The organism is Methylomicrobium lacus (assembly GCF_041897535.1).
Classification (GTDB): Bacteria; Pseudomonadota; Gammaproteobacteria; order Methylococcales; family Methylomonadaceae; genus Methylomicrobium; species Methylomicrobium lacus_A.
Window position 1 is genome coordinate 2,202,660 of the sequence record NZ_CP169217.1, and the last position, 24,112, is coordinate 2,226,771.

The 24,112-nt window shown below is 56.3% G+C and carries 22 protein-coding genes; 9 read left to right on the top strand and 13 right to left on the bottom strand.

What is annotated here, in order from left to right:
* Positions 1-122: 122 nt before the first annotated feature.
* From ACEPPP_RS09575 to glnE, 8 genes are all read right to left on the bottom strand, one after another.
* Positions 123-998: an FAD:protein FMN transferase gene (locus ACEPPP_RS09575; protein WP_374086155.1), complete on the bottom strand. Its 876-nt coding sequence runs from the start codon at positions 996-998 to the stop codon at positions 123-125.
* 104 nt (positions 999-1,102) lie between these two features.
* Entirely contained in the window at positions 1,103-3,619 is a 2,517-nt protein-coding gene (locus ACEPPP_RS09580; RefSeq protein ID WP_374086157.1) for a DUF3570 domain-containing protein, read from the bottom strand.
* On the bottom strand, positions 3,606-3,830 hold the full coding sequence (locus ACEPPP_RS09585; RefSeq protein ID WP_374086158.1) for a DUF4266 domain-containing protein: 225 nt from the start codon (positions 3,828-3,830) through the stop codon (positions 3,606-3,608). The genes ACEPPP_RS09580 and ACEPPP_RS09585 overlap by 14 nt, the downstream gene beginning before the upstream one ends.
* A gap of 43 nt (positions 3,831-3,873) precedes the next feature.
* Entirely contained in the window at positions 3,874-4,389 is a 516-nt protein-coding gene (locus ACEPPP_RS09590; RefSeq protein ID WP_374086160.1) for a TlpA family protein disulfide reductase, read from the bottom strand.
* 64 nt (positions 4,390-4,453) lie between these two features.
* Positions 4,454-4,891 carry a hypothetical protein gene (locus tag ACEPPP_RS09595; RefSeq protein ID WP_374086162.1) on the bottom strand — a complete coding sequence of 146 codons (438 nt, stop codon included), beginning with the start codon at positions 4,889-4,891 and terminating at the stop codon, positions 4,454-4,456.
* Positions 4,892-4,966: 75 nt separating this feature from the next.
* Entirely contained in the window at positions 4,967-6,184 is a 1,218-nt protein-coding gene (locus tag ACEPPP_RS09600) for a hypothetical protein (protein ID WP_374086164.1), read from the bottom strand.
* Positions 6,185-6,508: 324 nt separating this feature from the next.
* Positions 6,509-7,330: a hypothetical protein gene (locus tag ACEPPP_RS09605; protein WP_374086165.1), complete on the bottom strand. Its 822-nt coding sequence runs from the start codon at positions 7,328-7,330 to the stop codon at positions 6,509-6,511.
* A gap of 560 nt (positions 7,331-7,890) precedes the next feature.
* Positions 7,891-10,746: a bifunctional [glutamate--ammonia ligase]-adenylyl-L-tyrosine phosphorylase/[glutamate--ammonia-ligase] adenylyltransferase gene (gene glnE / locus ACEPPP_RS09610; RefSeq protein WP_374090915.1), complete on the bottom strand. Its 2,856-nt coding sequence runs from the start codon at positions 10,744-10,746 to the stop codon at positions 7,891-7,893.
* A 97-nt stretch (positions 10,747-10,843) separates the two neighbouring features.
* Here glnE and ACEPPP_RS09615 point away from each other — a divergent pair, with 97 nt between their 5' ends.
* The 7 genes from ACEPPP_RS09615 to ACEPPP_RS09645 all read left to right on the top strand — a co-directional run bounded on the left by ACEPPP_RS09615 (position 10,844) and on the right by ACEPPP_RS09645 (position 17,906).
* Entirely contained in the window at positions 10,844-11,209 is a 366-nt protein-coding gene (locus ACEPPP_RS09615; RefSeq protein ID WP_374086167.1) for an Hpt domain-containing protein, read from the top strand.
* A gap of 69 nt (positions 11,210-11,278) precedes the next feature.
* Positions 11,279-12,157, top strand: a complete 879-nt coding sequence (locus ACEPPP_RS09620) for an NAD(P)-dependent oxidoreductase (protein ID WP_374086169.1) — start codon at positions 11,279-11,281, stop codon at positions 12,155-12,157.
* Positions 12,157-12,933 (top strand): hydroxypyruvate isomerase family protein, encoded by a 777-nt coding sequence (locus tag ACEPPP_RS09625; RefSeq protein WP_374086171.1) that lies wholly within the window; start codon positions 12,157-12,159, stop codon positions 12,931-12,933. Before ACEPPP_RS09620 ends, ACEPPP_RS09625 begins: the two co-directional genes overlap by 1 nt.
* A gap of 145 nt (positions 12,934-13,078) precedes the next feature.
* Positions 13,079-13,663 carry a Uma2 family endonuclease gene (locus tag ACEPPP_RS09630; RefSeq protein ID WP_374086173.1) on the top strand — a complete coding sequence of 195 codons (585 nt, stop codon included), beginning with the start codon at positions 13,079-13,081 and terminating at the stop codon, positions 13,661-13,663.
* Positions 13,664-13,820: 157 nt separating this feature from the next.
* Complete coding sequence (locus ACEPPP_RS09635; RefSeq protein WP_374086175.1) at positions 13,821-14,807, top strand: hypothetical protein; 987 nt, start codon at positions 13,821-13,823, stop codon at positions 14,805-14,807.
* On the top strand, positions 14,795-16,126 hold the full coding sequence (locus ACEPPP_RS09640; RefSeq protein ID WP_374086177.1) for an IS4 family transposase: 1,332 nt from the start codon (positions 14,795-14,797) through the stop codon (positions 16,124-16,126). The genes ACEPPP_RS09635 and ACEPPP_RS09640 overlap by 13 nt, the downstream gene beginning before the upstream one ends.
* A gap of 19 nt (positions 16,127-16,145) precedes the next feature.
* Positions 16,146-17,906 carry a COR domain-containing protein gene (locus tag ACEPPP_RS09645; protein ID WP_374086178.1) on the top strand — a complete coding sequence of 587 codons (1,761 nt, stop codon included), beginning with the start codon at positions 16,146-16,148 and terminating at the stop codon, positions 17,904-17,906.
* Positions 17,907-18,006: 100 nt separating this feature from the next.
* Here the strand turns inward: ACEPPP_RS09645 and ACEPPP_RS09650 are convergent, their stop codons facing one another.
* The 5 genes from ACEPPP_RS09650 to ACEPPP_RS09670 all read right to left on the bottom strand — a co-directional run bounded on the left by ACEPPP_RS09650 (position 18,007) and on the right by ACEPPP_RS09670 (position 22,093).
* Positions 18,007-18,255: a YfhL family 4Fe-4S dicluster ferredoxin gene (locus tag ACEPPP_RS09650; RefSeq protein ID WP_374086180.1), complete on the bottom strand. Its 249-nt coding sequence runs from the start codon at positions 18,253-18,255 to the stop codon at positions 18,007-18,009.
* A gap of 14 nt (positions 18,256-18,269) precedes the next feature.
* Positions 18,270-18,749 (bottom strand): pantetheine-phosphate adenylyltransferase, encoded by a 480-nt coding sequence (gene coaD, locus ACEPPP_RS09655; RefSeq protein ID WP_374086182.1) that lies wholly within the window; start codon positions 18,747-18,749, stop codon positions 18,270-18,272.
* Between the two features lie 122 nt (positions 18,750-18,871).
* On the bottom strand, positions 18,872-19,435 hold the full coding sequence (gene rsmD / locus ACEPPP_RS09660) for a 16S rRNA (guanine(966)-N(2))-methyltransferase RsmD (protein ID WP_374086184.1): 564 nt from the start codon (positions 19,433-19,435) through the stop codon (positions 18,872-18,874).
* Positions 19,425-20,741, bottom strand: coding sequence for a M16 family metallopeptidase (locus tag ACEPPP_RS09665; RefSeq protein WP_374086186.1), 1,317 nt, complete (start codon positions 20,739-20,741; stop codon positions 19,425-19,427). The genes rsmD and ACEPPP_RS09665 overlap by 11 nt, the downstream gene beginning before the upstream one ends.
* Complete coding sequence (locus ACEPPP_RS09670; protein ID WP_374086187.1) at positions 20,741-22,093, bottom strand: M16 family metallopeptidase; 1,353 nt, start codon at positions 22,091-22,093, stop codon at positions 20,741-20,743. The genes ACEPPP_RS09665 and ACEPPP_RS09670 overlap by 1 nt, the downstream gene beginning before the upstream one ends.
* Before the next feature lie 98 nt (positions 22,094-22,191).
* Here ACEPPP_RS09670 and cyoE point away from each other — a divergent pair, with 98 nt between their 5' ends.
* Complete coding sequence (gene cyoE, locus ACEPPP_RS09675; RefSeq protein ID WP_374086189.1) at positions 22,192-23,079, top strand: heme o synthase; 888 nt, start codon at positions 22,192-22,194, stop codon at positions 23,077-23,079.
* A complete protein-coding gene (locus tag ACEPPP_RS09680; RefSeq protein ID WP_374086191.1) occupies positions 23,076-24,107 on the top strand; it encodes a glycosyl transferase family protein in 1,032 nt (343 codons plus the stop codon). The genes cyoE and ACEPPP_RS09680 overlap by 4 nt, the downstream gene beginning before the upstream one ends.
* The last annotated feature ends 5 nt before the right edge of the window (positions 24,108-24,112 follow it).

The window sequence follows — 24,112 nt, forward strand, 5'->3', positions numbered from 1 at the left end:
ACTATCAAACCCGCCACAGACTCAACCGTGGGAGCGACGCCTACGTCGCGATTAGCCTCTTCGCAATTAGCGTCAAGTCGCGACGTAGGCGTCGCTCCCACAAGCTGTTTCGAGAAGAGCCATTATCTCGGCATTTCCAGCAGGGTTCCCCCGATCCCGCCGCTCACATCGACCCAAAGATGCGGCAAGGCGAGCGCCTCCAGCCAGACCGGTCCCTCTTCCTCTTTCAGCATCGCAATGGTCGAGGCGCTGCCGGCCACCACGCAGAAATCGGCGATCACGCTGACCGACGCCAGATGCCTGACCGGCCAGCCGGTACGCGGATTCAAGATATGGCCGTAGCGCACGCCCTCGATGGTCAGACAGCGCTCGTAATCGCCGCTGCTGGCCATTGCTCCATTCGACAATTCCACTGTCTGCAAGAGCGCATCCTTCTCTCGCGGATGGCGAACGCCGATCCGCCAGGGGCTGCCGTCCGCACGCGGGCCCAGCACTTTGATATCGCCGCCGAGATTGATCATGCCGTGCCGGATTCCCCCCGCCCAGCACAGGCCGGCGGCGCGGTCGGCGGCGTATTCCTTCACCACGCCGCCGAAATCGATCTCGACGCCGGGAAACGGAAATTCGAGAACCGGAGGCTTCCAGACGACTTTATCCCAACCGACCTTCACGAGCAGTTCGTCGATCAGGCCTTGATCCGGCAAGACACCGCTGTCGAAGCGCCAGGCGCGCCGCAGAATTCCGGAGGTAATATCGAAGAGTCCGCCGCTCTGTTCATGGCAGGTTGCGGCATAATTCAGCAGGCCGGCGGTTTCGTCGTCCACAGCGATGCGGCCGCCCGCCGCCGCGACGCGATTGATTTCGGAGAGAAAACTGTCGCTGCGATAGCGCGAATAGCGCGCTTCCAGACGCGCCACATCGGCAATCGCGGCCTCGGCAACGCGCTGGGCGGCTTCGCCTGTCTTCGCGAAAAGCTGAATCTCGCAAAGCGTACCCATCGCCTTGAAAACGCGCCGGTAAATCTTAGGAGTTTTCAGAATGAGGAAATCCTCTTTGTTGATGTTTCGCGCAGCTTGGTGAGAAGTCGCCCCTCTATCTCATCTTAAAATGCGTAGCTCCAGCTTGCCGCCAAGGCCCCCTCGCGCTCAAGCTGATACCCGTTGACATCGTCCTCTACCGGCTGTATCCACTCGAAACTCAACCGGTTGCCCGCCAAATCGCCGCTTGGAACAAAGGCATTGAGACCAAAACCGACATCCCAGAATCTGCCGCCATAATTCGACGGGAAATCCATCGGCCCATGGTCCGCATGCGGGCCGTTGAATTCTCCTCTGACCGTACCCTGTACCGTATAAATGCCGCGTACCGATGCGGACAGCCAGTTTAGCAGACTGTAACTGCCCCAGGCAGTCGTCTGGAAAATATCGCCCAAGGCATATCCGGATTTGTTCTGGCTTTCAAGGCGCTTGGTGCCGCTGACCTGAGCGCCCCATGACCATTTATCCAGTTCGCCGGTATAGGTGATGCTCGGCTTGAAATCCCAGGTGCCGCTGCCCAGTTGCATGCCGTAATGGATGAAACCGGGGTCTTCATGATGGGCTGGTCTTAGCATGATGCCGACGTCGCCGGTAGGCGCGCTGAAACCCAGGCTCATGTGAAAATGATGCCCCGGCATGTCAAACAACTTTACCAACGCATACATACCGGTATCGCCGACGCCGCCCGTTGCATGTCCGCTGCCATGGTGATGTTCCTCGCTCTCTGCGGGCGCGCCGGCCAGCTCGCGCAGTTTCATGTCCATATCCATGAATTGCGGCATCAGCATCAACGTCAGCCAATCGGTCGGCGCATACATCAGATCGACCATATGCATATGCATGCTCATCTCGAGCGGCGTTGACCCGCAGCCTTCGGTGCCAGGACAACCGTTGTTGACGATGCTTTGATCGCTGACTGCATGGGTACCGTGCAACGTGTCGCCGGCCTGATTGCCGTACATGTAGCGGTAGCCGACCATGATATCGCCCTGCTTGTCCATCATATGATCGAACATGACGCCGGCCGGCGCATGGGCGCCGTAATGGTGGTGATGGTGCCCGTTATGGGCTGCGCCGCCAACCGCCGAAGACAATGCGGCAAGATTCACTTTCAATGCCGCATTGGCCATGAAATAATCGAAATCGGTATAATCGCCTTCGCCGCCACCGCCCAGCTTCAGTGCGCCGGCATGGGTGTAATATTCAAAGCCGACATCAAGATTCACTCCTTTTGTAAATTGCTTGCTGACGGTGACTCCTCCGCTCAACGCCCCGTAGCCGGACAAGCGATGGTCGCTGGAAAAATTCGCAGGCAACTTGCTGCGGTTGAAATCGCCGCTGGCATAAGCCTGCTTGGAGATCAGGTAAGGAATGTAGAAATCGGCCGCATCCTGCGAGTAGTAACGGATTCTGGGCGTCACCGACCAGCCCTGGCCCAGCGGCTGCCCCCAATCGGCCTCGAAGGTATGCGCGTTGATATCCCAATCGTCGTGGTAATAGCGGTAGTTGAAATGCAGCGCCGCATCAAAGGCATCGATATGCTGAACATAACGCACATTGCCGGTCACCTGATTCCGTTCATTCGGGCGCTGTTCGAGCAGCGCTTGTACATTCGCAAAATAACCGTCTGCCGGCGCCAAAAACTGCTGATTCGGATCAATAAACGCAACTTGGACAACCTTATAGGGATTTTCCATATAGCCGGTGCTAAAGGTATAGCCGACCCCGGTTTCGATCAGTGCATTCTTGTTCAGCACCTGCGTCAGGCCAAGATGGCCGGCCCAGTCCTGGCGTTCGCCATGCAGTGTTTTTCCGCCAGCCTGATCTACGGTTATCTGAGCCGCGTAGGCGTTGGTGTCGATATAGGGCAGTGCATCGTGATCGAGCAGGGCTTTGGTATCACTGGAGGTATAACTCAACCCCCCGGTTAACGTCGTCAGTTTCTGGTTGAAATCCATACGTCCGCCCATATTGACGAAACGGGATTCATAATCATTTTCGAGCGAAACGCCGCCGCCGATGTCAACCGCCGCTTCATCCCACTCGTAGCCCAGTTTGAAATCACCCTGCTTGCGCGTTTCCGGCGACGCAGATGACATCGTATGCACCAGCTGCCTGTTAACGCCCCCGGTTAAATTTCCGAAGCCGTCCGTCCTCAGAGGATTGAACGCCGAGTCAAAATATAAATCACCGTTGATGATCGGTGTGGCGCCGGTAACAGTATTCGGCGTAGCCGTGCGATTGCCGCGCAGTTCCAGCGGCGCGGTGGAGATGGGCGTCGCACCCGACCAGGTATCCTGTGTGTAATTGAAATTAAATTTGACCCGATCCGTTATTTTGATATTGCCACTGCCCTGCAAGGTATCGACCTCGATAGGGCTAAACTTGCTCTCGACACCGAAGAGATTGCGTCCGCCTTCCTGATAGTGGCCATACTGAACGCCAAATTCATCGTCCGCCGCCTGAGCGGGCGGCAGCATCAAGCCAGGCAAAGCCAGCGCGGCTGCCGTGAGCGCCTGCAATGAGGCATTGGACGGCTTTCCGGAAGTGTTGGAATTTGAATTGGATTTAATAACAGCCACAGCCGCCTCCCTCTGCTGCGTTGCCGCCAGCCGCCGCCTCGCGGCTGCCATAGTTATGCGCGCGCAATGCACTCTGCATCGGATAAGGCTCCAGCGCCATGTGCGGTTTGGCCAGATTGCCCCGCTCCCAGGGCGCGACCTCGACGCAGCCAGACAGACCGACAGTCAAAAATGGCAAAAACGCCAACAGCGCTTTTCTTGTATTCAGCATGCAAAGATCCTCACCCCTCTTGGCCTATAGTAATAGCGCGCTGTCAGCGGCTCTGCGGCGCTTCCGCCAGCAATTGCTCCACCAATTTACGAACGTCCTCGGCTTCTCCCGGCCGAAACCCGAGATGAACATGGCGCACGATGCCGTTGCGGTCTACCAGATAAGACGAAGGCATCGCCTTGACATCAAATTTTCTGGCGCACTGTTCGCCTGCATCCGCGGCCACGGTAAAATTCGCCGGATACTTGCCCAAAAACGCCTTCGCGTCTTCGGCATTTTCGTCCAGATTGACGCCAACGATCTGTAAGCCTTTATCCTTCAACTCAGTGTGTAATTGATTTAAAAACGGGAAGGATTTCGCGCAAGGACCGCACCATGAGGCCCAGAAATCGACGTAAACGACTTTGCCCAGGAACTGCTTGGTATCGTAGGTCGAGCTATCGCCAACGCCCGTCAACGTGCAGTCGGGCGCCGCGCCACCCGACTCTATCGCGTTGAGCGTTTGAACCGGCGCGGAGGCCAGCAAAATAAAGAGCAGAACAAACCCTAATTGCTTCATTTTTTATTCTATTTTGAGTGGAAAGTGTCAGTCGGTCATCGTTTCAAAATGTTCGCACCGAGACCTATTGATCCTGGCGAATACTGATCGCCGTACCGGTAGCGACACCTTGAGTGGTTTCACATTGATAATACAGCGTATAGGCCACCGCTCCGGCTCCGGCTTTGTCGACGGCTATAAAGTAGACGCCGTTGCCGCGAGCCACATAGCTCAACGGACTGAAGACTGCATCTCCGCTAACGGCATCGGTGCTGTTCGTCGCCACTGAACCTTTATAGGCCTGGACGCTGAGCGAGGGGGACGAAGGGGTATTGTTTTTTACCCGCGTCGCCAGCTGGGCGGTATCGGCGCCGTTAGCGGTCGAACAGGTGACCCGATAGCGGTCGACCAAGCCAGAGCCGCCGCCAAGGGACTGGTCCTGGGTAGCTGCATTTGCGGCAGAAAGGTTCCCGAATGCGGCCCCCAATAACGCCGCGGCTATTTTTAACGAGATTTTTTTCATAGTGATGCCCATCTTGCTCGCTGATCGAAACCGATCAAATCTGCCATCTATACTTTGCAAGGCTCAACCTGTCCATCATCGGTTAGCCGGCCAATAGCCTTTGACCGGGAGAAAGCGGTCGATATCCGCTTTTGACGGCTGAACGGCGAGATCGAATCCGTTCCCGCAACCGTTGGCCAACGGGTTGGCGACAAGATTCCGGTTGATAACCAAGGTAGGCCAGTAACCATCACCCGGCATGACGGTGGAATCGTTAAAAAGCGAAGTTTTCTGGCCCATCCATATATCGGCGCGATTAGGATCGGCTTTACTGTGCTCGCACCAATTGCCGACTGCAATACGCACCCTCAGACTTTTGGCGCATGAATCGGCTAAAAACTTCGGCGCCGATACCCGAAAAGGCAGGACCGCCTCCGCCGCAACATCCAATTTCCCCAGGTAAAACTGCAAGGCTCGAACCTTGTCGTTTTCGCCCACGACCTCTTTCTGTTTTTTAAAGACGCTCTTGTCCTGAACCATCTCCGGCGCCAGCGTCGGAAGTCCTCCAATGGCGCCCTCTATATGGTCGGCCAGATTAACCGAAGTTTCGGTGCCGGTGTCGGGATCAACTTTATATGCCAAGGCACCGACATCATTGGGGAATACCGCGCTCACGACTCTTACCGGAAATAATCGCCATTTTTGTTCGTCGTCCTGGCAACCATGCGTAATCGCCAAGCCGGTATAGTGCGTTTTTGACTCGACAGCCTGATCCTTCACATCGGTTGGCGGCAAACTCTGCGGCGGGTTGGGTTCGGGATTCGGGTCTGGATCAGTGCCGGGATCAGTTGGAGGCGGTAATTGGATGCCTTCGTCTTGCAATCGCACGATGCTCGTGTCATCGCCGGTATGAAGACCGCCTCCGGTCTTGCAGTGATATTCGAGCGAATAATTGATGCTGCCGGCGCCGGATTTGTCGATAGTGAGATAGTAAACGCCGTCACCGCCGGTCAGCGGCACGGTTGGGCTATATTGGGCGTTACCGCCCGCCGTATCGGTGCTGTTTATCGCCAAATCGTCTTTCTGTATCTGCACGCTCAACAAAGGAGACGACGCACTTTGATTGATCACGCTGACTTCAAGTCGGGCTCCGGCGCTATCGCCGGTAGTACAAGTGACCAGATAAAAATCGATGGTTCCGGCAGCCGCCCCCAGGGATCCTGTCTGCGTATGAGCCGACGCAGCCGGTGCAAAACCGGCGGCAACCAGCATAAATGCCGGAATGCCCAGGTATTTAAAAGTTTGTTTTGTCATACTTACCCATGCCAACTACGATCTACCTCATCAATTTGGATAAATGCCGCAATTTTCAACTTGCACACAAAGCTGACACAGCTTGCCCATTTGTGGGCATCTATCACCGCATAAACCGCGTAACCTACGCCATTGATGCGCATTTTATCTTAACCCTTTGTTTTTTTCATAATCCTGCGCGCGCAAAAAAGCAGGGAGACAAGTGCACTCTCCCTGCGTGATGCGAATATTTGGCGATGGGATGATAATGTTCATCACCAATATTGCAAAGAGCATACTGACATAACCCGGGCGGCCACGAGCAGCTCCAATTGTGAAAGGGCGTTATTTTGGCCAATATCCTTTGATTGGCAGATAGGTATCGATCTCCGAATCGGACGGCTGCACCGCGATATCGAAACCTGCACCGCAACTTGGATCAAGTGCGCTGGTGCGGTTTACCGTCAGAGTCGGCCAGAATGGGCTGGTTTCCCAGTCATGAGGCATCACGCCAGGATCATTGAATTTGGTGGTCAAATGCCCGATCCAGATATCGGCGCGATTGTCTTGCTTTTCGTTTTGGGTTTTCTTGCAATAGTTAGCAATGCCGATGCGTATTTTCAGGCTTTTCGCGCAATTTGGAGCCGTTCCCGCCCCATCGGGAATCGTCGCCGTAAAACTAGGCGCCGTTGCGCGGAAAGGAATCAGGCCGACCGCGGTCGTATCCAGATTGCCGGACGTAAACTGTATGCCGCGTACATTGGCATCGCCGACCGGCACTTCCGTCTGTTTCTTGAACACGTTCTTGTCCTGGACCATACCGGGCGCCAGCGTTACCACGCCGCCATCGGCGCCTGAAATATAGTCGGCCAGGTCAATCGGAGTCTCAGCCTTGGTGACAGGATCGATTTTGAAAGCCTGGGAACCAGTGCCATTCGGGAAAACCACACTTTGCGCCTTCACGGGCAAAAGCGCCAGTTGCGCCTCCTGATTGGCTTCCGGAGTATCCTGACAACCATGGGTAATGGTAAACGCGGTATAAATGGACTTGCCTTCGTTGACGGAATCCTTGACGCCGGTGTGGGCATTTGCCATTTGTCCGCCGCCGCAAGCCATCGCCACGAGTGTGCAAAGAGTCAGTTTTTTAAAGTTGTTGGTCTTCGACATTTAGCTTTTTTCCTTGGTTTTTATTTTTTGAATCAATGCTCGTAAAAAAGCGAGCCTGACTGACCCGCATGGAGCAAATCTCCCCATCGCTGTCAGAATAGGCTGACCGATTACTTTAAGCAGGATTCATGCCAGCTTTCACAGACGAAAATCATTCCCCGCGGCATCCCTCAACATTAAACGCTAACCCCCAACCGGTCACCACCCCGACTCTTTATCAACCTATTGATATTTAAATTAATTTCAGGATTACAAAAAAAAGAAATAGGCATTTTGACTGAATTTAATCGCCTTGTTTACCCGTAAAAGCGGATCCACTTTAAGAAATACAACAGACCTGTTAAGCAGTCAGCCGAAGAAGTGCGCGATATAACCTAAAAATATCGAGTTAAATAACATAGTTTAATTGTTAACCGGCCGCCACTTTCTTCTCTCGCTTAAAGCCTGTAGAAGGGCATGCGAGCAGTGCACTATGCATTTCAGACACCGGCAAGGAAGATAAGCCCTTCGCTGCAAATCGATTGTGTCATATGACACTGTTCAATTAGATCGACTTTTTGCTAGGCCTCCATGATCTTATCCCACAACTCCCCGACCTTTGCGCTCAGCGCAGCCACTTCGGCTGTATCAATCACCGCGCGGTCATCCTGCAGCACCAGCTTATGCCCATAATCGCGATAGGCGCAATAAGCGGCTTTCAGGGTTTCCGCGTTTTCTTTGGAAAGAAAACCGGCTTCGGCCAGCCCGTCCAACTGCCTGACATTGTCGGTATAAGTCGTCAATGCCGGATACTTTGCCGCCTGGCTCAGTACGCCGTACTGCACGATGAATTCGATGTCGGCGATGCCGCCCTTGCCTTGCTTCAGGTCGAACTTGCCGCTTTCCTTCTCGACCAGCGTGGCGCGCATCTTTTCGCGCATGTCGCGGACTTCTTTTTTCAACGCCTCGGCGTCTCTCGGGAGGCTCAGGATCAGGTGGCGGACGGCTTCGTATTTCGCTTTCAATTTCGGGTCGCCGGCGATGAAGCGGCCCCGGACCAGCGCCTGATGCTCCCAGGTCCAGGCCTGATTTTTTTGATACGCTTCATAACCCTTGATATGGCAAACCAAGAGCCCCGAGTCGCCGTTCGGACGCAGGCGCATATCGACTTCGTAGAGCACGCCGGACAGCATTTTGGTGTCTAGGATGTGCCGGACCCTAAGGCCGAGCCGGCCGTAAAACTGGGCCGTTGAAATCGGCTTGTCGCCTAAGGTCAAGGCATTGTCGTCGGCGCAGTCGTAGATGAACACCAGATCGAGATCGGAGCCGTAGCCGAGTTCGATGCCGCCGAACTTGCCGAGGCCGATCACCGCAAAACCGCTCTGCCCGCTGCTGTCGCAGCCGGGCGGAGTGCCGTGCTTTTGCACCAGCGCCAGCCAGGCGCGTTCGACGGTTTTTTCGACGATGCTTTCGGCGATATAGGTCAGATAATCGCTGACCACCATCAAAGGGATCGCGCCCATCAAGTCGGCCGCCACGACTTTCAGCACCTGCTGCTGTTTGAACTGGCGCAGCCGAATCATCACCTGCTCCAGGTCCTCGGCATCGGCCGCATGCAACAGCCACTCCAGTTGCGCGGCAAGATCCTTTTTGTTCAGCGGCGCGAACAGCGAGCGGGCATCGATCAGTTCATCGAACACCACCGGGTATTGCGCCAGATAGCGGCAAATCCAAGGGCTGGCCGCGGCCAGCCGCAGCAACAGCGATAAGGCCTGCGGATTTTCGGACAGCAAGGTCAGGTAAACCGTCCTGCCGGCGACCGCGGTAAAAATATCCAGCACGCGCCTGAAAACCTCGTCGGGCTGCTCGAATTCCCGCATCGCCTCGAACACTTGCGGCATCAGGCGGTCCAGCACGGCGGCGCCCTTCGCGGTCAGCCGCCGCACCGGCGCCGAATCCTTGAATGCCGCGAGGTTTTCGAGCGTCGCCTCGACATCGGCAAAACCGTAGGCCTTAAGCCATTCGGCGTCATCGCTGTCGCCGCTCCATGCCAGCCGGCCGGCTTCCTGCGGACTCTCCTGTTTGCCCAGTGAAAAGACCTGGCCGAACACCTCATGCACGGCGCCCCTGACCCGGTCCAACTCCCGCTTGAAGTCGTCCCAGCCGGCAAAGCCGAGCGAAAAAGCCAACGCGACCCGCGCCTCGAAAGAGACCGGCAGATCGTGCGTCTGTTTATCCTGATATTGCTGGATGTGATTTTCGACGATGCGCAGGAAGCGATAGGACCGCTGCAATTGCTCGGCGTCCTCGGCGGTCAAGAGGTTCAATTCGCCGAGGCGTTTCAACACGTCCATGATCCCGCGCACTTGCAGCGACTTTTCCTTGCCGCCCCGAATCAGCTGAAAGGCCTGGCCGATGAATTCGATCTCGCGGATGCCGCCGGGGCCGAGCTTGACGTTTTCCATCCGGTCCTTGCGCTTCAATTCCTGGGTGATCTGCCGTTTCAGCGAGCGCAGTTCCTCGAAGGCGCCGTAATCGAGATAGCGCCGATACACGAAGGCTTGCAGCATCGCCATCAGTGGCTTGCCGGCTTCGAAGTCGCCGGCGACCTGGCGCGCCTTGATCATCGCATAGCGCTCCCATTCCCTGGCCTGAGTCAGATAGTAGTTTTCCATGCCGTCGAAGGTCATGATCACCGCCCCGCTGTCGCCGTAGGGGCGCAGCCGGATGTCGGTGCGGAACACGAAGCCGTCGACCGTGATGTCGTCGAGCACCCGGACCAGGCTCTGGCAGAGGCGGGTGAAAAACTCGCTGTAAGTGGTCTCCTTGCGGTCCTGCAGCACGCCCTCCTCCGGAAACGCGAAGATCAGATCGATGTCGGACGAATAATTCAGTTCATAGGCACCGAGCTTGCCCATGCCGAGCACGATGATCTGCATCGGGCGGCCGTCCCTGAATACCGGCGTCCCACGCTTTTCGGTCGCCTGCCGGTAGAGAAAATCGAGCGCAAAGCGGATGCAGGCATCCGCGAGCTGCGACAAATCCATCAGCGTTTCCTGAAGGTCGGACCAGCCGGCCAGATCGCGCCAGGCGATGCGGACCATCTCGCGGCGGCGGAACTTCCGTAGCGCGAACATCAGGGCGCTTTCGGAATCGACGGCCAGCGCATTCAGCCGGTCCGAATAAACAGTCTCCTGATACACGCGCGTCAAATCGCCGGAGTCGATCAGATCGATCAGCAGGTCCGGACTCTTGCCGCATTGCTCGGCGACAAACGCGCTGCTGCACCAGACTCTCGGCAAAGACTCCGCAAGCGCGGGCGAATTCGGCAGCGCAAGGTTCAGCTCGGCCAGCCTTTCGGTCATTTTTTGCAGATTGGCGGCATGAATTTCTTGCAATTCGGCCGGGACAGCCTGGGCGGATTCGACGGGATGCATTAGCGACTCGACACGGTAAACTTTGAAAGCGGACATAATACCCATAAAATAGGTTTCAATGTAGGGCGCAGCCCCCGTTTAGCAAAAAATACGAGACATGCACGACGAAGACCCGGATTACCTCCAGATGATTTTGACCAAGACCCGCAACGACCGGCAGCTGGCGCTAACGATTTTCTCACAGTTATTTGCGGAATTGCCCGTGCAACTGGACGGCATCCAGAATGCGCTGAATCAGCAACAATACGATCTCGCCCGCCAAATCACCCATAAGCTGCACGGCTCGCTGAGTTTTTGCGGTCTCGAAAACATCCGGAAGCAGGCACATAACCTCGAACAGTGCCTAGTCAACAGCAATTATCAGGCGATCAGCCGTTACTGGTTTCAGCTTCAGCAATGCGCATTTGAATTCACCGCCCAACAGCAAACGCTGCTGGAAGCGTTAGCCAGGGAAACGGTTTAAACTCGAAGAGGCGTTGCGGCCTTGAGCCCGGCCTTCACTGCTTTCACCCCAACCCTCCTGAATACGATCATGTCAAAACCCAACCCCACCCTCGGCTTCATCGGCATCGGCCTGATGGGCAAGCCGCTGACGCTGCGACTTTTGCAGCACGGCTTTCGGGTCAACGTCTGGAACCGCAGCCCGGACAAACTGGCGCCGGTCATCGCAGCCGGCGCAGAAGCCTGCGCGAGCATCCCCGAACTGGTGCGCGCCTCCGATGTGGTGATCACCTGTCTGTCCGACACCCAGGCGGTCGAATGGGCGCTGCATCACGGCATCCTCGATCACGGCGCGCCGGACAAACTGCTGATCGACCTGTCCAGCATCGATCCGAACAAGACCCGCGAATTTGCGGCACTGCTGCACGAAAACTGCGGCATGGGCTGGGTCGATGCGCCGGTCTCGGGCGGCGTTAGCGGCGCCGAGCAAGGCACGCTCGCGATCATGGCGGGCGGCCATCCCGACCCTATCGACATCGCCCGCCGGGTGCTGAAACCGTTGTACAAACAACTGACCCACATGGGCCCGGTCGGCAGCGGCCAGACCACCAAAATCTGCAATCAGATGATCGTCAGCTGCAACATGCTGGTGATCGCCGAAATGATCGCGCTGGCCAAAGCCGCCGGCGTCGACGCGGAAAGAATCCCGGAAGCGCTGGCCGGCGGCTTCGCCGACTCGAAGCCGCTGCAGATCGCAGGCCCCGAAATGGCGCTCGAACTTTTCGAGCCGGTCAAATGGCGGGTCAAGACCCTGTTGAAGGATTTGCAGATGGCAACCGAGCTGGCCAGACAAATGGGGAATTCGCTGCCGATGTCGGGCCTCGCCGCGCAGTTGATGCAACTGCACGGCAGCCGAGGCTTTCTGGAGCAGGACCCGGCCACCTTGATCAAACTTTACCGGAAGGACTGATGCCGCGTTTTACTGCGAATCTCAGCATGCTGTTCACCGAGGTCGAGTTGATCGACCGTTTCGAGGCCGCGCGCGAACACGGTTTTAACGCGGTCGAGATTCAGTTCCCGTATGAGCTCGACGCGGAGGCGATTCGGCGAAAATTGAGCGAACTCGATCTGCGGCTGGTCCTGTTCAATGTACCGGCCGATGATCTGCTACAGGGGGGCGAAGGGCTCGCCTGCGTGCCGGAAAAACAGCAGCAGTTCCGGGAAGGTCTCGCGCTGGCCGTCGACTATGCGAAGGTGCTGCGGCCTGCCGCCATCAATGTGCTGCCCGGACGCTGCCTCGATCCGGCGCGCTACGCCGACTATCTGAGCACCTTCAAACACAATCTTTGCCTGGCCGCCGATGCGCTCTCGCCTTTAGGCGTCAAGACCGTGTTCGAGGCGATCAACAGCCTCGACATGCCGGGTTTCATCGTCGATACCGGCGCGAAGATGCTGGCGGTTCAGGACGCACTGAAACGAAGGGATATATTCCTGCAATACGACATTTACCATATGCTCAGGATGGGCGAAAAACCGATCGATTTTGTCGCAGAGCATGCCGAGCGTATCGGCCATATCCAGTTCGCCGATTGTCCCGGACGCGGACAGCCCGGCACCGGAACCGCCGATTGGGCGGCGCTATTTTCGGCGATCGACCGCTCCGGTTATGAAGGCTGGGTCGGGGCAGAATACAAACCGATTGGAGAGACTTCCGCAAGCCTCGGCTGGCTGAATCATTTTAGGTAAGCGGTTGAGGCTAACCGGCGCCATTAGCCGAATCAACGGTCGACCGATGCCGCAGCCGAAAAGGAGTTGATCCGCCGGGCTACCTTGAGCGATGCGAACGCGTTAAGATACCGTCATCGCTACCGATCGAAATACGAGGCAGCCCATGAACCAGCCCGCACAGCGTTTCGCGACCTACGAAGACCTCTTCGCTTTGCCCGACCATGTGATCGGCGAAATTATCCACGGCCAACTGATCACGCAACCCCGGCCGGCGCCCAAACATGCTTTGGCGAGTTCCGGCCTTGGCATGAAGTTCGGCGATCCGTTTCAATACGGACGGGGCGGTCCCGGCGGCTGGTGGATTTTATTCGAGCCGGAACTGCATTTGGGCCCGCATATTCTGGTTCCCGACCTGGCCGGCTGGCGGCGGGAGCGCATGCCGACGCTGCCCGACGAGGCCTATTTCAGCCTCGCCCCCGACTGGGTCTGCGAAGTGCTGTCGCCCGGCACCGCACGCACCGACCGCGCGGTCAAAATGCCGCTTTACGCCGCACAACAGGTCAACTGGCTCTGGCTGCTCGACCCCGATATCCGCACGTTGGAAGTGTACAGTTTATCCGACGGCCATTGGTTGCTCGAAGGCACCTGGAAAGACGACGACGCCGTGCGAGCAGTGCCGTTTGAAGAAGTGACTTTGCATTTGGATGATTTGTGGGCGCCGGAGGCAAGGCCGCCGAGTGTAAAATGAAAAGCAGGTAGGGCTTTTCTTCTATAAAAATTTTGATTTTGGGAAGTAGGGTACGCATCGCGTACCATTTTTAACGTGCTTGATGCATGAGACTCCAATAAGGTACGCGGTGCGTAACCTTGGCTAATGCAAGTCCAATATATCCCGGGAGAAAACCTTGTCTAAAATCTCAGAAATTAGGGAACAATTGAATGGGTTGCCGAAAGAAAAATGCGTAGCCATTGCAGTACGTTCAGCGATGCGGGCTTTACCGCTATTGGCAGTTTATGGAAGTTTACGCAGGGAACGGGAGCCATTCGGATTTTGGTGGCCTCATCACAGCAGCAATAACTTGGCGGCGCTATTTTCAGCCTACGGGATTGGATTAATCTGCACTGCCGGCGACGCCGCCCGCTCCGCCGATGCCGATGCCGACGCAGCCCCCAACTTCGCCGCCCGCTCCGACGCCTACGCCGCCGCCGCCGCCGCCGCCGCCGCCTACGCTGCCCGCGCCGCCCGCTCCGCGCGCGCTGCCCGCTCCACGCATTCCGCCTTCACCGCCTACACCGCCGCCGCCTACGCCGCCGACGCCGCCGACGCCGCCGCCCACGCCGCCGCCTACGCCGCCCGCGCCGCCGCCTACGCCGCCTACACCGCCCGCGCCGACACCGCCGCCAACGCCATCCAAGACACCGATTACGAAAATATTTTTCAAAACCAATTTGAACAGGACCTACGCGTCCTGGCCGCTTACGACAATGCCCAGGAATTGATTTTACTACCCCTTTGGCCGCAAGGGATGCCCCCAATGTTGCAACGGTACTGGAAAGAGTTTGAGCGGGATGCGCTCAGCTTGGATGCCGGTTTTGAGATTTGGCTGGGATGGTACGAAGATCGACTGCAAGGCAAACCCATTGATTTTGATCAATTAGAGCAATGGTTCGGCATGCCGGCAGAAGTCAAAGCGCAAGGAATCAAAGAAGCCAACGCCTATTGGGCTAACCTGGTCTACAACAGAGTCTTGCAGCCGCTCAACCGTGTGCGGGCCATCTTTATCGGCTACGGCGAAGCGGGGAAAACCCATCTCGTTATACACAACTTGCCTAATCCTGTAAGCTACGCGATTTTTTCGAACCAAGGACAAGAAGGCAAATGGAGTGGGTGAAAAAGGAATTATCTGGAATCAAACTGGGAGATGAGCGTTTGAACAAAAGATCGGCGAAGCTGTTGAAAAGTTTTGCGTCGAAGCCGAGCGCGAGCATACCGACAGCCTGTGGAGGTTGGAGTGAGACCCTGGCGGCGTACCGGTTTTTCGGGCAAGAGGGGATTGCGTGGAATGACATTCTGCAGCCGCATATCGATTGCACCTTGATACGCAGTCAAGCCTATCCGGTGGTGCTGTGCCTACAAGACACCACGGAGCTGAATTTTAACGGACAGTCAATCGAGGGATTGGGGCCGTTGTCATATGAAGCGCAGCGAGGGATGTACTTGCATCCGACGTATGCGGTGACGCCAGAACGGCTGCCGCTGGGCGTATTGGATGCCTGGATGTGGGCACGGGAGCCGAAAGACGCCGATGGCGAGCGGCGTGGAATCTGTGAGAGCGCGCGCTGGCGGGAAGGTTACGAACGCGTAGCAGAGGTTGCGGAGGCACACCCGGACACGCGCTGGGTTTATGTGGCAGACCGCGAAGCCGACATCCTGGGACTAATGCAACGCGCCCATGCCCTGAAGAATCCAGCCGATTGGCTGATCCGATCCCAGCACAACCGCAAACTTGGGAAGGATGAGGCCAAGTTGTGGGAGCAGGTCGAACGGGCGCAGGTCTTGGGCGAGATTCGCTTTCATCTGCAGCCACGCCCGGGACAGAAAGGGCGCGAGGTAAGCCAACAGCTACGCAGCCTGCGTGTCGGCTTAGCCGATGGCAATGGTGGAACGTTTGAAGTGAGCGCTCTGTTGGCGCGCGAAATCGCCCCGCCTGAAGGCGAAAAGGCGGTGGAATGGCGCTTAATGACAAATCTTCCGGCGTCGACGTTGGACGCAGCGAGGGAGTTAATCGATTGGTACCGATGCCGGTGGGAGATTGAGATGTTTTTCAACATTCTCAAAAACGGCTGCAAGGTGGAAGCCTTACAATTGTCGGCGATGCCCCGCGTCGAGTTGGCCTTGGCTTTCTATCTGATTACCGCTTGGCGGATCGGTTACCTGATGCGTTTGGGGCGAAGCTGCCCGGAGATGGATGGCGAAGCGGTGTTCGAACGGGAAGAATGGCAGGCGGCCTGGCTAGTGGCGCGCAAACCCCTACCGGATAAGCCGCCGACTTTGAACGAGATCATCAGAGTGATTGCCGGTTTCGGCGGCTTTCTCGGACGCAAAGGCGATGGTGAGCCCGGCGCCAAAACACTTTGGATCGGTCTTCAGCGCGTCATGGACTTCGCCATCGGCATTCGCGCGATGCGGGAAGCTCAGAATTGTGTATAACGAAATGGGGAAAACCTCCTTGATCGCCGCGCTAGAGGGCAAGTCCGTAGTAGAAGGTCAAGGCGATATGACGCCGGGCATCGAAATCCGCGAATTATCGATAGAAGGCAGCGACATTAAGGCGCATTTTTGGGACTTCGGCGGCCAAGTCATGGCACACGCCACGCACCAGTTCTTTCTGCGCGAGCGTTGCCTGTACGTAGTGGTACTTAACGCGCGCAGCGAGATCAACAGCACCGAACAAGCAGAATACTGGTTGGAGCACGTCAAAGCCTTCGGCAAAAGCGCCCCAGTGATGCTGGTCGGCAACAAGTGCGACCAAGCTGACGTACAGTTAGACTTAAGCTACTTGACGGAGAAATATCCCAATATCGTGAGATTCTACCCCGTCTCCTGCACCCAGGCGCAAACCAAGCAAAAAGCTAAATTCGAGAGTTTCAAACAGGATTTTTGCGACGAATTAGCCAAAGTGGGCACTCATCAAATGCAATTTACCCAGGCGCAATTCGAAGTCTTGGAAGAACTGCGACAGTATGCGCCGGGAAAAGCGTTTTTGAAGCATCGGGAATTTGAAGACATTTGCGCCAAGCACAGCGTGAGCAAAGAAGGTCCGCAAAATCGGACATGGCTGTTGGACATCCTCGACAAATTGGGCGTGGTGATCCATTTTCCGCAATTGCCTTGTCTGGAAGATTACGTGCTAAACCCGCGCTGGCTGACCTATGGAGTTTATACCCTGGTGTACGCTCAACAATCGCGCTTGACCGAAAGCGACGTGGTGCAGATTTTAAGTCGGGAAAAAGTGACTGATAACGCCGGCAATCAATTGGATTACCCAAAAGAAAAGTGCCGTTTCATCATGGACGCGATGCAGCAATTCAAACTCTGCTACACGCTGCCGTATGACCGCACTACCCTGATTATCCCTACGTTGCTGCCTTCCGATTTTGACCGTACAAGACTCCCTTTCCAAAAGCAAGGGGCGGTGGAATTCGAGTTTGTGTTCCGGGGATTTCTGCCGCGCAACATCATGCCGGAGTTGATCGTTAATCGCCATGAAGAAATCGACCGCGAAATGGTTTGGCAGCATGGCGTTTTACTGAAAAGCAAGTATGAAAATGCTCAAACCTTAATCGAAGTGGACTACCACCATCGGGTGTTATCTCTTTGGTTCCAGGGTGAGGGACGTAAGGAATATTTGGGTATTATGCGCGATGAGGTTTTGAAAATATTAGGCCGGCTAGAATTGGATTACAGCGAATGGATTGGCTTGCCTGTCGGCGCCTTGATAAATCCGACAACCGGTTTATTTAAAGAGGAAAAAGCGCCTTACCGTCAAATTGTCGCACATGCGAAGAATGGGGCTCACGAGTTCATTTCCGAGTCAGGTTGCAAATATGATTTACAAAAAATTATTGGCGTTATTATTCCTCAGTCGGAATTAAAAAATATTTTCAATATAAATGAATTGAATGTTTTTGGGGGTGACATGAAAAAAGAAACGACTACAGTGATTGCTCAACAAGGTGCACAAGTACAGCAATTTGTTAAAGCAAACGGTAACACTGCAACCCAAAGCCAAACTACACTCGAAGAAAAACAAGAAAGTAGATTATTTAAAAGCCCATATTTTTATTTGGGGCTTGCTGCTTTTGTTTATTTTATGATGGTTTTATGGGCGGCCTACAATTTACAGCAGCAAGGTCAACTAGGAAATAAAACTTTTAAAGAAATCGTATTGGCCCCAATTCAACTGCTTAAAATTGACGAGAAAAAATAGCAGCCACGGGTGGGTAGCGTTTTTCTACCCACGGTTTAAAATGATGGGCAAACGATAAATCTATTGCCCACCTTACCCTCTATGTAAAGAAAAAATCCTTTTAAGCTGTCGTTAATTTCAAATATTTCTGATACAACGATTCCTTGTCCTCGGGATGTTCGGGATCTCTGTCGATACAGTCGACCGGGCACACCGCCATGCATTGCGGCTCGTCATAATGGCCGACGCATTCGGTGCACAGGGCGGGGTCGATCACATAAAACTCCTCGCCTTGGGAAATGGCGCCGTTCGGGCATTCCGGCTCGCAGACATCGCAATTGATGCATTCGTCGTCGATTTTAAGGGCCATACGGTACTACTCTCCTAACTAAATTTTTCGATTAAACGCTGATGCACGAGGTCGGGGACGAAGCTCGCTACGTCTCCTTTCAGTTGTGCTATCTCTCTGATCATGCTCGATGAAATAAATTCATACTGCTCGGCCGGGGTTAAAAATACCGTTTCGAGCTCGGGCGCCAGGCGGCGGTTCATGCCGGCCAGTTGAAATTCGTATTCGAAGTCCGATACCGCGCGCAGGCCGCGCACTATCACATTAGCGCCCTGCTTCCGGGCGAATTCGACCAGCAGGGTATCGAAGCCGCTGACTTCGACATTCGGAAATTCGGTCGTCACCGCGGCGGCCAGCTCGACGCGCTCTTCCATCGTAAACAACGGCGTCTTGCCTTTGTTCAGCGCGACCGCGACGATGACCTTGTCATACAGGCGGGACGCCCTGGCGATCAGATCCAGATGCCCGCGTGTGATCGGGTCGAAGGTGCCGGGGTAAATCGCGGTGATTTTCATGGGCTGCGGGGATTTTTAAAAGCGGCGATTTTAACCCAAGACGCCGCATAAAGGAATTGGGGGCTGCAAGGAAAGGATGCCATTTGATCACCCTGCCCTCTCCCGCAGGAAGAGGGTTTTGTCTATTCTAGCGCTGGCGTTCTGGCGAACAAGCGGTAAGCCACCTCGCCCGCCGTTTTGTGCTTCAGCAGTTGCCAATTGTCCGGCAGCCCTTCCAATTCGAGACCCACCTCGGTTTCGACATAGATAAGCGCATGCGCGGCCAGCCAGCCGTTTTGCTCCAGCAGCAGGCAGGTTTTTAGCGTCAGATTCTTCGCGAAGGGGGGGTCCAGGAATACCAGATCGAAGGGCTCCGGGCGCCCGGCTAAAAACCGTTCCACCTCGCCCTCGATGATGCGGTTTTTGCCCCCGCCCAACACGGCCGCATTCGCGCGCAGATTTTTACAGGCCTTGGCATCGCTTTCGACCTGCACGACTTCCTGTGCGTCGCGCGAGGCGGCCTCGAACCCCAGGGCACCGCTGCCGGCAAATAAATCCAGGCAGCGACTGCCGGCCACGTCGTATTGCAGCCAGTTGAACAGGGTTTCGCGGACGCGCGCGGGCGTCGGACGAAGGCCCGGCGCATCGTCGAAATGCAAGAGGCGGCTGCGCCAGGTTCCGCCGATGATCCGGACTTTATTTGCCACCGTTCGTTTTCTCGTCGTTGCCGACCGTCACAGTCTGCAAGAGATCGAGCTGGACATGGCGCTTGAACGCGTCGGTGATCGAAGCCACGGTCACTTCCTCGACCTTCTGCGTGAAGGTATCCAGATAATCGAGCGGCATGTCATAAAACCCGATCATCGCGACATAATTGGCAAGTTTCTTGTTCGTGTCGAAACGCATCGGAAAACCGCCGGTGATGTTTTTCTTCGCCGCGGTCAGCTCCGCTTCGGTCGGGCCTTTGGCGATGAAGTCGGCCAGGGTCTGATTCAGCACCTTCAATGCCTCGCCGGTCTGATCGTTGCGTGTTTGCAAGCCGAGCACGAAAGGCCCTTTTTTGCGCATCGGACTGAACGCACTGGAAGCGCTGTAGGCCAGGCCGCGTTTCTCGCGGATTTCATCGAACAGTTTCGACACCAGCCCGCTGCCGCCGAGGATGTGATTGCCGACATAGAGGCTGAAAAAATCCGGATCCTTGCGCTCGATGCCGGGCATGCCGACCAATACATGCGTCTGCGCGGAAGGAAACTTGATATTCTGCGTGCTGGCCTTGGCCGGCATCGCCACATCGGGTAGCGGCGCGGGCTTTTGTCCTGCCGGCAAATCCTTCAACAACGTCGTAACCGTCTGCTCGGCCTGCTCCTTGCTCAAGTCGCCGACGATCACGACGACCGCATTCGCGGCCACGTAATACTGGCGATAAAAGGCACGGAGATCGCTCGCTTTCAAAGGAGTGACCGTTTCGATCAGGCCGCTGTCGGGATGCCCGTAAGGATGATCGCCGTACAAGGCTTTCGAGAAGGCGATGTCGGCCAGATCGGAGGGCGATTCCTCGCGCTGTTTCAGGCCGGCCAGCGTCCGTTTTTTCTCGCGCTGAAAGTCGGCTTCCCTGAACGCGGGCTGAGTCAGGATTACATGCATCGTGTCGAGCGCTTTGTCGAACAGCGGTTTGTCGGTCAGCGTGCGCAGCGTGACACTGGCCATGTCGCTCGAAATGCTCGCGCCGAAATTCGCGCCGACGCTTTCGAAACGCTCGGCGATCTGATCCGCATTCCAGGATCCTGCGCCTTCTTCCAGCAAACCCGTGGTCAGCGCCGCAAGCCCTGCCTGCTTGCCGTCGCGCGCACTGCCCGCGTCGAAAGCGACCACGATATCCGCGATCGGCAAACTGCCCGCATGCACGAAAAAGACCCGGGAACCCTCTGCCGTTTGCCAATGCTCGATGTTGACCGATGCCCAGACAGCCTGACTGAGCGCGAACAAAAATAATCCCAACACACTTCTACGCATTACTTGCCTCCCTTGTTGACGGCTTTTTCGTTAATCGGTTGCGGTTCCAGAACGGCCACGGTCAGATGATCCTCGATCAGATATTTTTTCGCGACTTCGCGCACTTGCTCTGCGGTCACCAGATTGACCTTCTTCACGTATTCGTCGACCTTTGGCCAGCCGAGGCCGACCGTTTCGAACATGCCGAGCTGCATTGCCTGGTAGAAATTCGAATCGCGCTGATAGACCTGATTCGCCAATACCTGCGCCTTGATCCGTTGCAATTCTTCCTTGCTGATCAGGTTGTTTTGCAGATCATCGATCTCTTTCTTGATTGCCGCTTCGAGGTCCGCGACTTTTTTGCCGTCCGCCGGCGTACCTTCGAGTTCGAACAGGGAAGACAGCTTCGAGGTCAGGCTGTAACCCGCACCGGCGCCGACCGCGATCTGCTTGCCGCGCACCAGGCGCGAAGACAGCCGCGCGCTGTTGCCGCCGTCGAGTACCCCGGCCAACACCTCCAGGGCATAGGCTTCCGCTTCCTGCTCCGCGGTCACCAGAGACGGCACCTTATAGCCCATGGTCAGATACGGCAATTTGGCCGGCGCCTTCACGACAATCCGGCGCACGCCGACTTGCGGCATCTCGGTTTGCGGCTTGATCGGCTTGATCTCGCTCGGTTTCAGTTCGGCGAAATATTTCTCGGCCAGCGCGAAGACTTCATCGGCCTTCACATCGCCGACCACGACCAGCGTCGCATTGTTCGGCGCATACCAGCGCTGGTACCAGGCCTCCAAATCTTCGACCTTGTAGTTCGCAATATCCGACGGCCAGCCGATCACCGGATGCTGATAAGGGCTGTTCGTGTAGGCGGTCGCCGAGAAATACTCGCCGACCTTCGCCTGCGGATTGTCTTCGGTGCGCATCCGGCGCTCCTCGGTCACGACTTCCAGTTCTTTTTTCAATTCGTCGGGCAGCAGATGCAGATGCCGCATCCGGTCGGCTTCGAGTTCGAAACTGACCGACAGCCTCGACGCATTCATCGTCTGGAAATAAGCGGTGTAATCGGTGCCGGTGAACGCATTTTCATCGCCGCCGTTTTCGGCGATGATCCTGGAAAACTCGCCCGGCTTATGCTTGTCGGTGCCCTTGAACATCATGTGTTCGAGCATGTGCGAAATGCCGGTGATGCCGCCCGGTTCATAGCTCGAACCGACCTTGTACCAGACCTGCGAGACCACGACCGGCGAGCGGTGATCCTCCTGGACCAAAACTTTCAGACCGTTTTTCAGTTGATGTTCCGATACTTTCGGTTCCGTCGCGGCGGCATAAACCGGAAGACCCAACACTATTGCGCAAAATAATCGTTTCTTCATAACTCCCTCTTGTTGATCGACGTTAGCGCCTCCGACTATTTCAATCGGCTAGCGTTCACTGTATTCTATAAGAATTGTGTCTGTTGGTGTGATTTACGATGACGAGCCTGTCTCCGGCCCTGGCCTGGAAAAAATATCTGACCCTCTGTAAGCCGAATGTGGTCCTCGAAATGCTGTTCACCGCGATCGTCGGCATGCTGCTCGCGGTGCCCGGCATGCCGCCGCTCGACACACTGGCTTACAGCATTACCGGCATTGCCTTGGCCTCTGCCTCGGCCGCCGCGATCAATCAGTTCATCGACCGCAAGGCCGACGCGGAAATGCGCCGCACCGAAAACCGGCCGCTGCCGAAAGGCGAGTTGACCGCCGCGCAGGTGATCGCGTTCGCCGCGATCCTCGGTGTCGCCTCGATGGTGCTGCTGATCGTGAAGGTCAACGTACTGACCGCCGTGCTGACCTTTCTGTCGCTGTTCGGCTACGCGTTCATCTACACCGTCTACCTGAAACGAATGACCCCGCAAAACATCGTGATCGGCGGCGCCTTCGGCGCGACCCCGCCGCTGCTCGGCTGGACCGCGATGACCAATGAAGTGCATCCCTATGCGCTGCTGTTGATGCTGATCATCTTCGTCTGGACGCCGCCGCATTTCTGGGCACTCGCGATCGCCCGGCGCGAGGAATACGCGAAGGTGAACATCCCGATGTTGCCGGTTACGCACGGCATCAAATTCACGCGCCTGCAAATCCTGCTCTATACGCTGCTGCTGCTAATCGTAACCGTGCTGCCCTATCTGACCGGCATGACCGGCTTGATCTATCTCGCCGCGGCGGTGCCGCTGGGGCTGGTGTTCATTTATTTCGCGCTCCTGATGATGCGGCGCAAGGACAACAAGACCGCGATGCGGACCTTCGCCTATTCGATCATTTATCTCACGGTGCTGTTCGCGGCGCTGCTGCTCGATCATTACCTGATGATAAGACCATGAATTTCACTCACCATTTACAAACTTCCGAACCCGAACATCCGTTTGCAGAATTCATCCGGATTCTCGGCAAGGGCAAACACGGTTCGCGCCCGCTTTCCCAGGAAGAAGCCTATCAAGCAATGCGGATGATCATGGCGGACGAAGTGCTGCCGATCCAGTTGGGCGCGTTTTTGATGCTGATGCGGGTGAAGGAAGAAACGCCGGAAGAACTGGCCGGTTTCGTAGCGGCCGCGCGCGAATCGTTTGCCGCTGGCGATAGACAAAACCTGGCCGACCTGGACTGGTCGACCTACGCCGGCAAACGCCGGCATCTGCCCTGGTATTTGCTGTCGGCGCTCCTGCTCGCCGAAAACGGCGTCAAGGTGTTCATGCACGGTGCGAAGGGCCCTGCCGCCGGGCGGCTTTACACGGAGGACATGCTCGGTTTTCTGGGGCTGTCCGCGGCGACATCGCTTGAACAGGCAAAACAGCAACTCCAGGAGCGCTCGTTCAGCTATCTGTCGCTGGAGCATTTCTGCCCGAAACTGCACGAGATCATCGGATTGCGCCCTATCCTGGGCCTGCGCTCGCCGGTGCATACCCTGGTGCGCCTGTTGAATCCGTTCAATGCCGACTACAGCATCCAGGGCATCTTCCACCCCGGCTACCGGCCGGTGCATCAGCTCGCCGCGCAGCTGTTAAAGCAGCCGCATGCGGCGGTGCTGAAAGGCGAAGGCGGCGAAACCGAACGCAATCCGGACATGGATTGCCTGGTGCAAAGCGTGCATCACGGCGAACTCTCCGACGAAGACTGGCCGGCCCTGTTTGCGAAACGCCATGTCAAACCGGAAGCGCTGGACCCCGGCCAATTGGCAAAAGTCTGGCACGGCGAAACGATTGACGAATTCGCCGAAGCCTCGGTGATCGGCACGGCCGCAGTCGCGCTTAAACTGCTCGGCAAGGCCGATAGCCAGGAAGCCGCCCAGCAATTGGCGGCGGCTTATTGGCATCAGCGCGACAAGGGCAGATTTTCGAATGCAAGCGCCTGATAGAC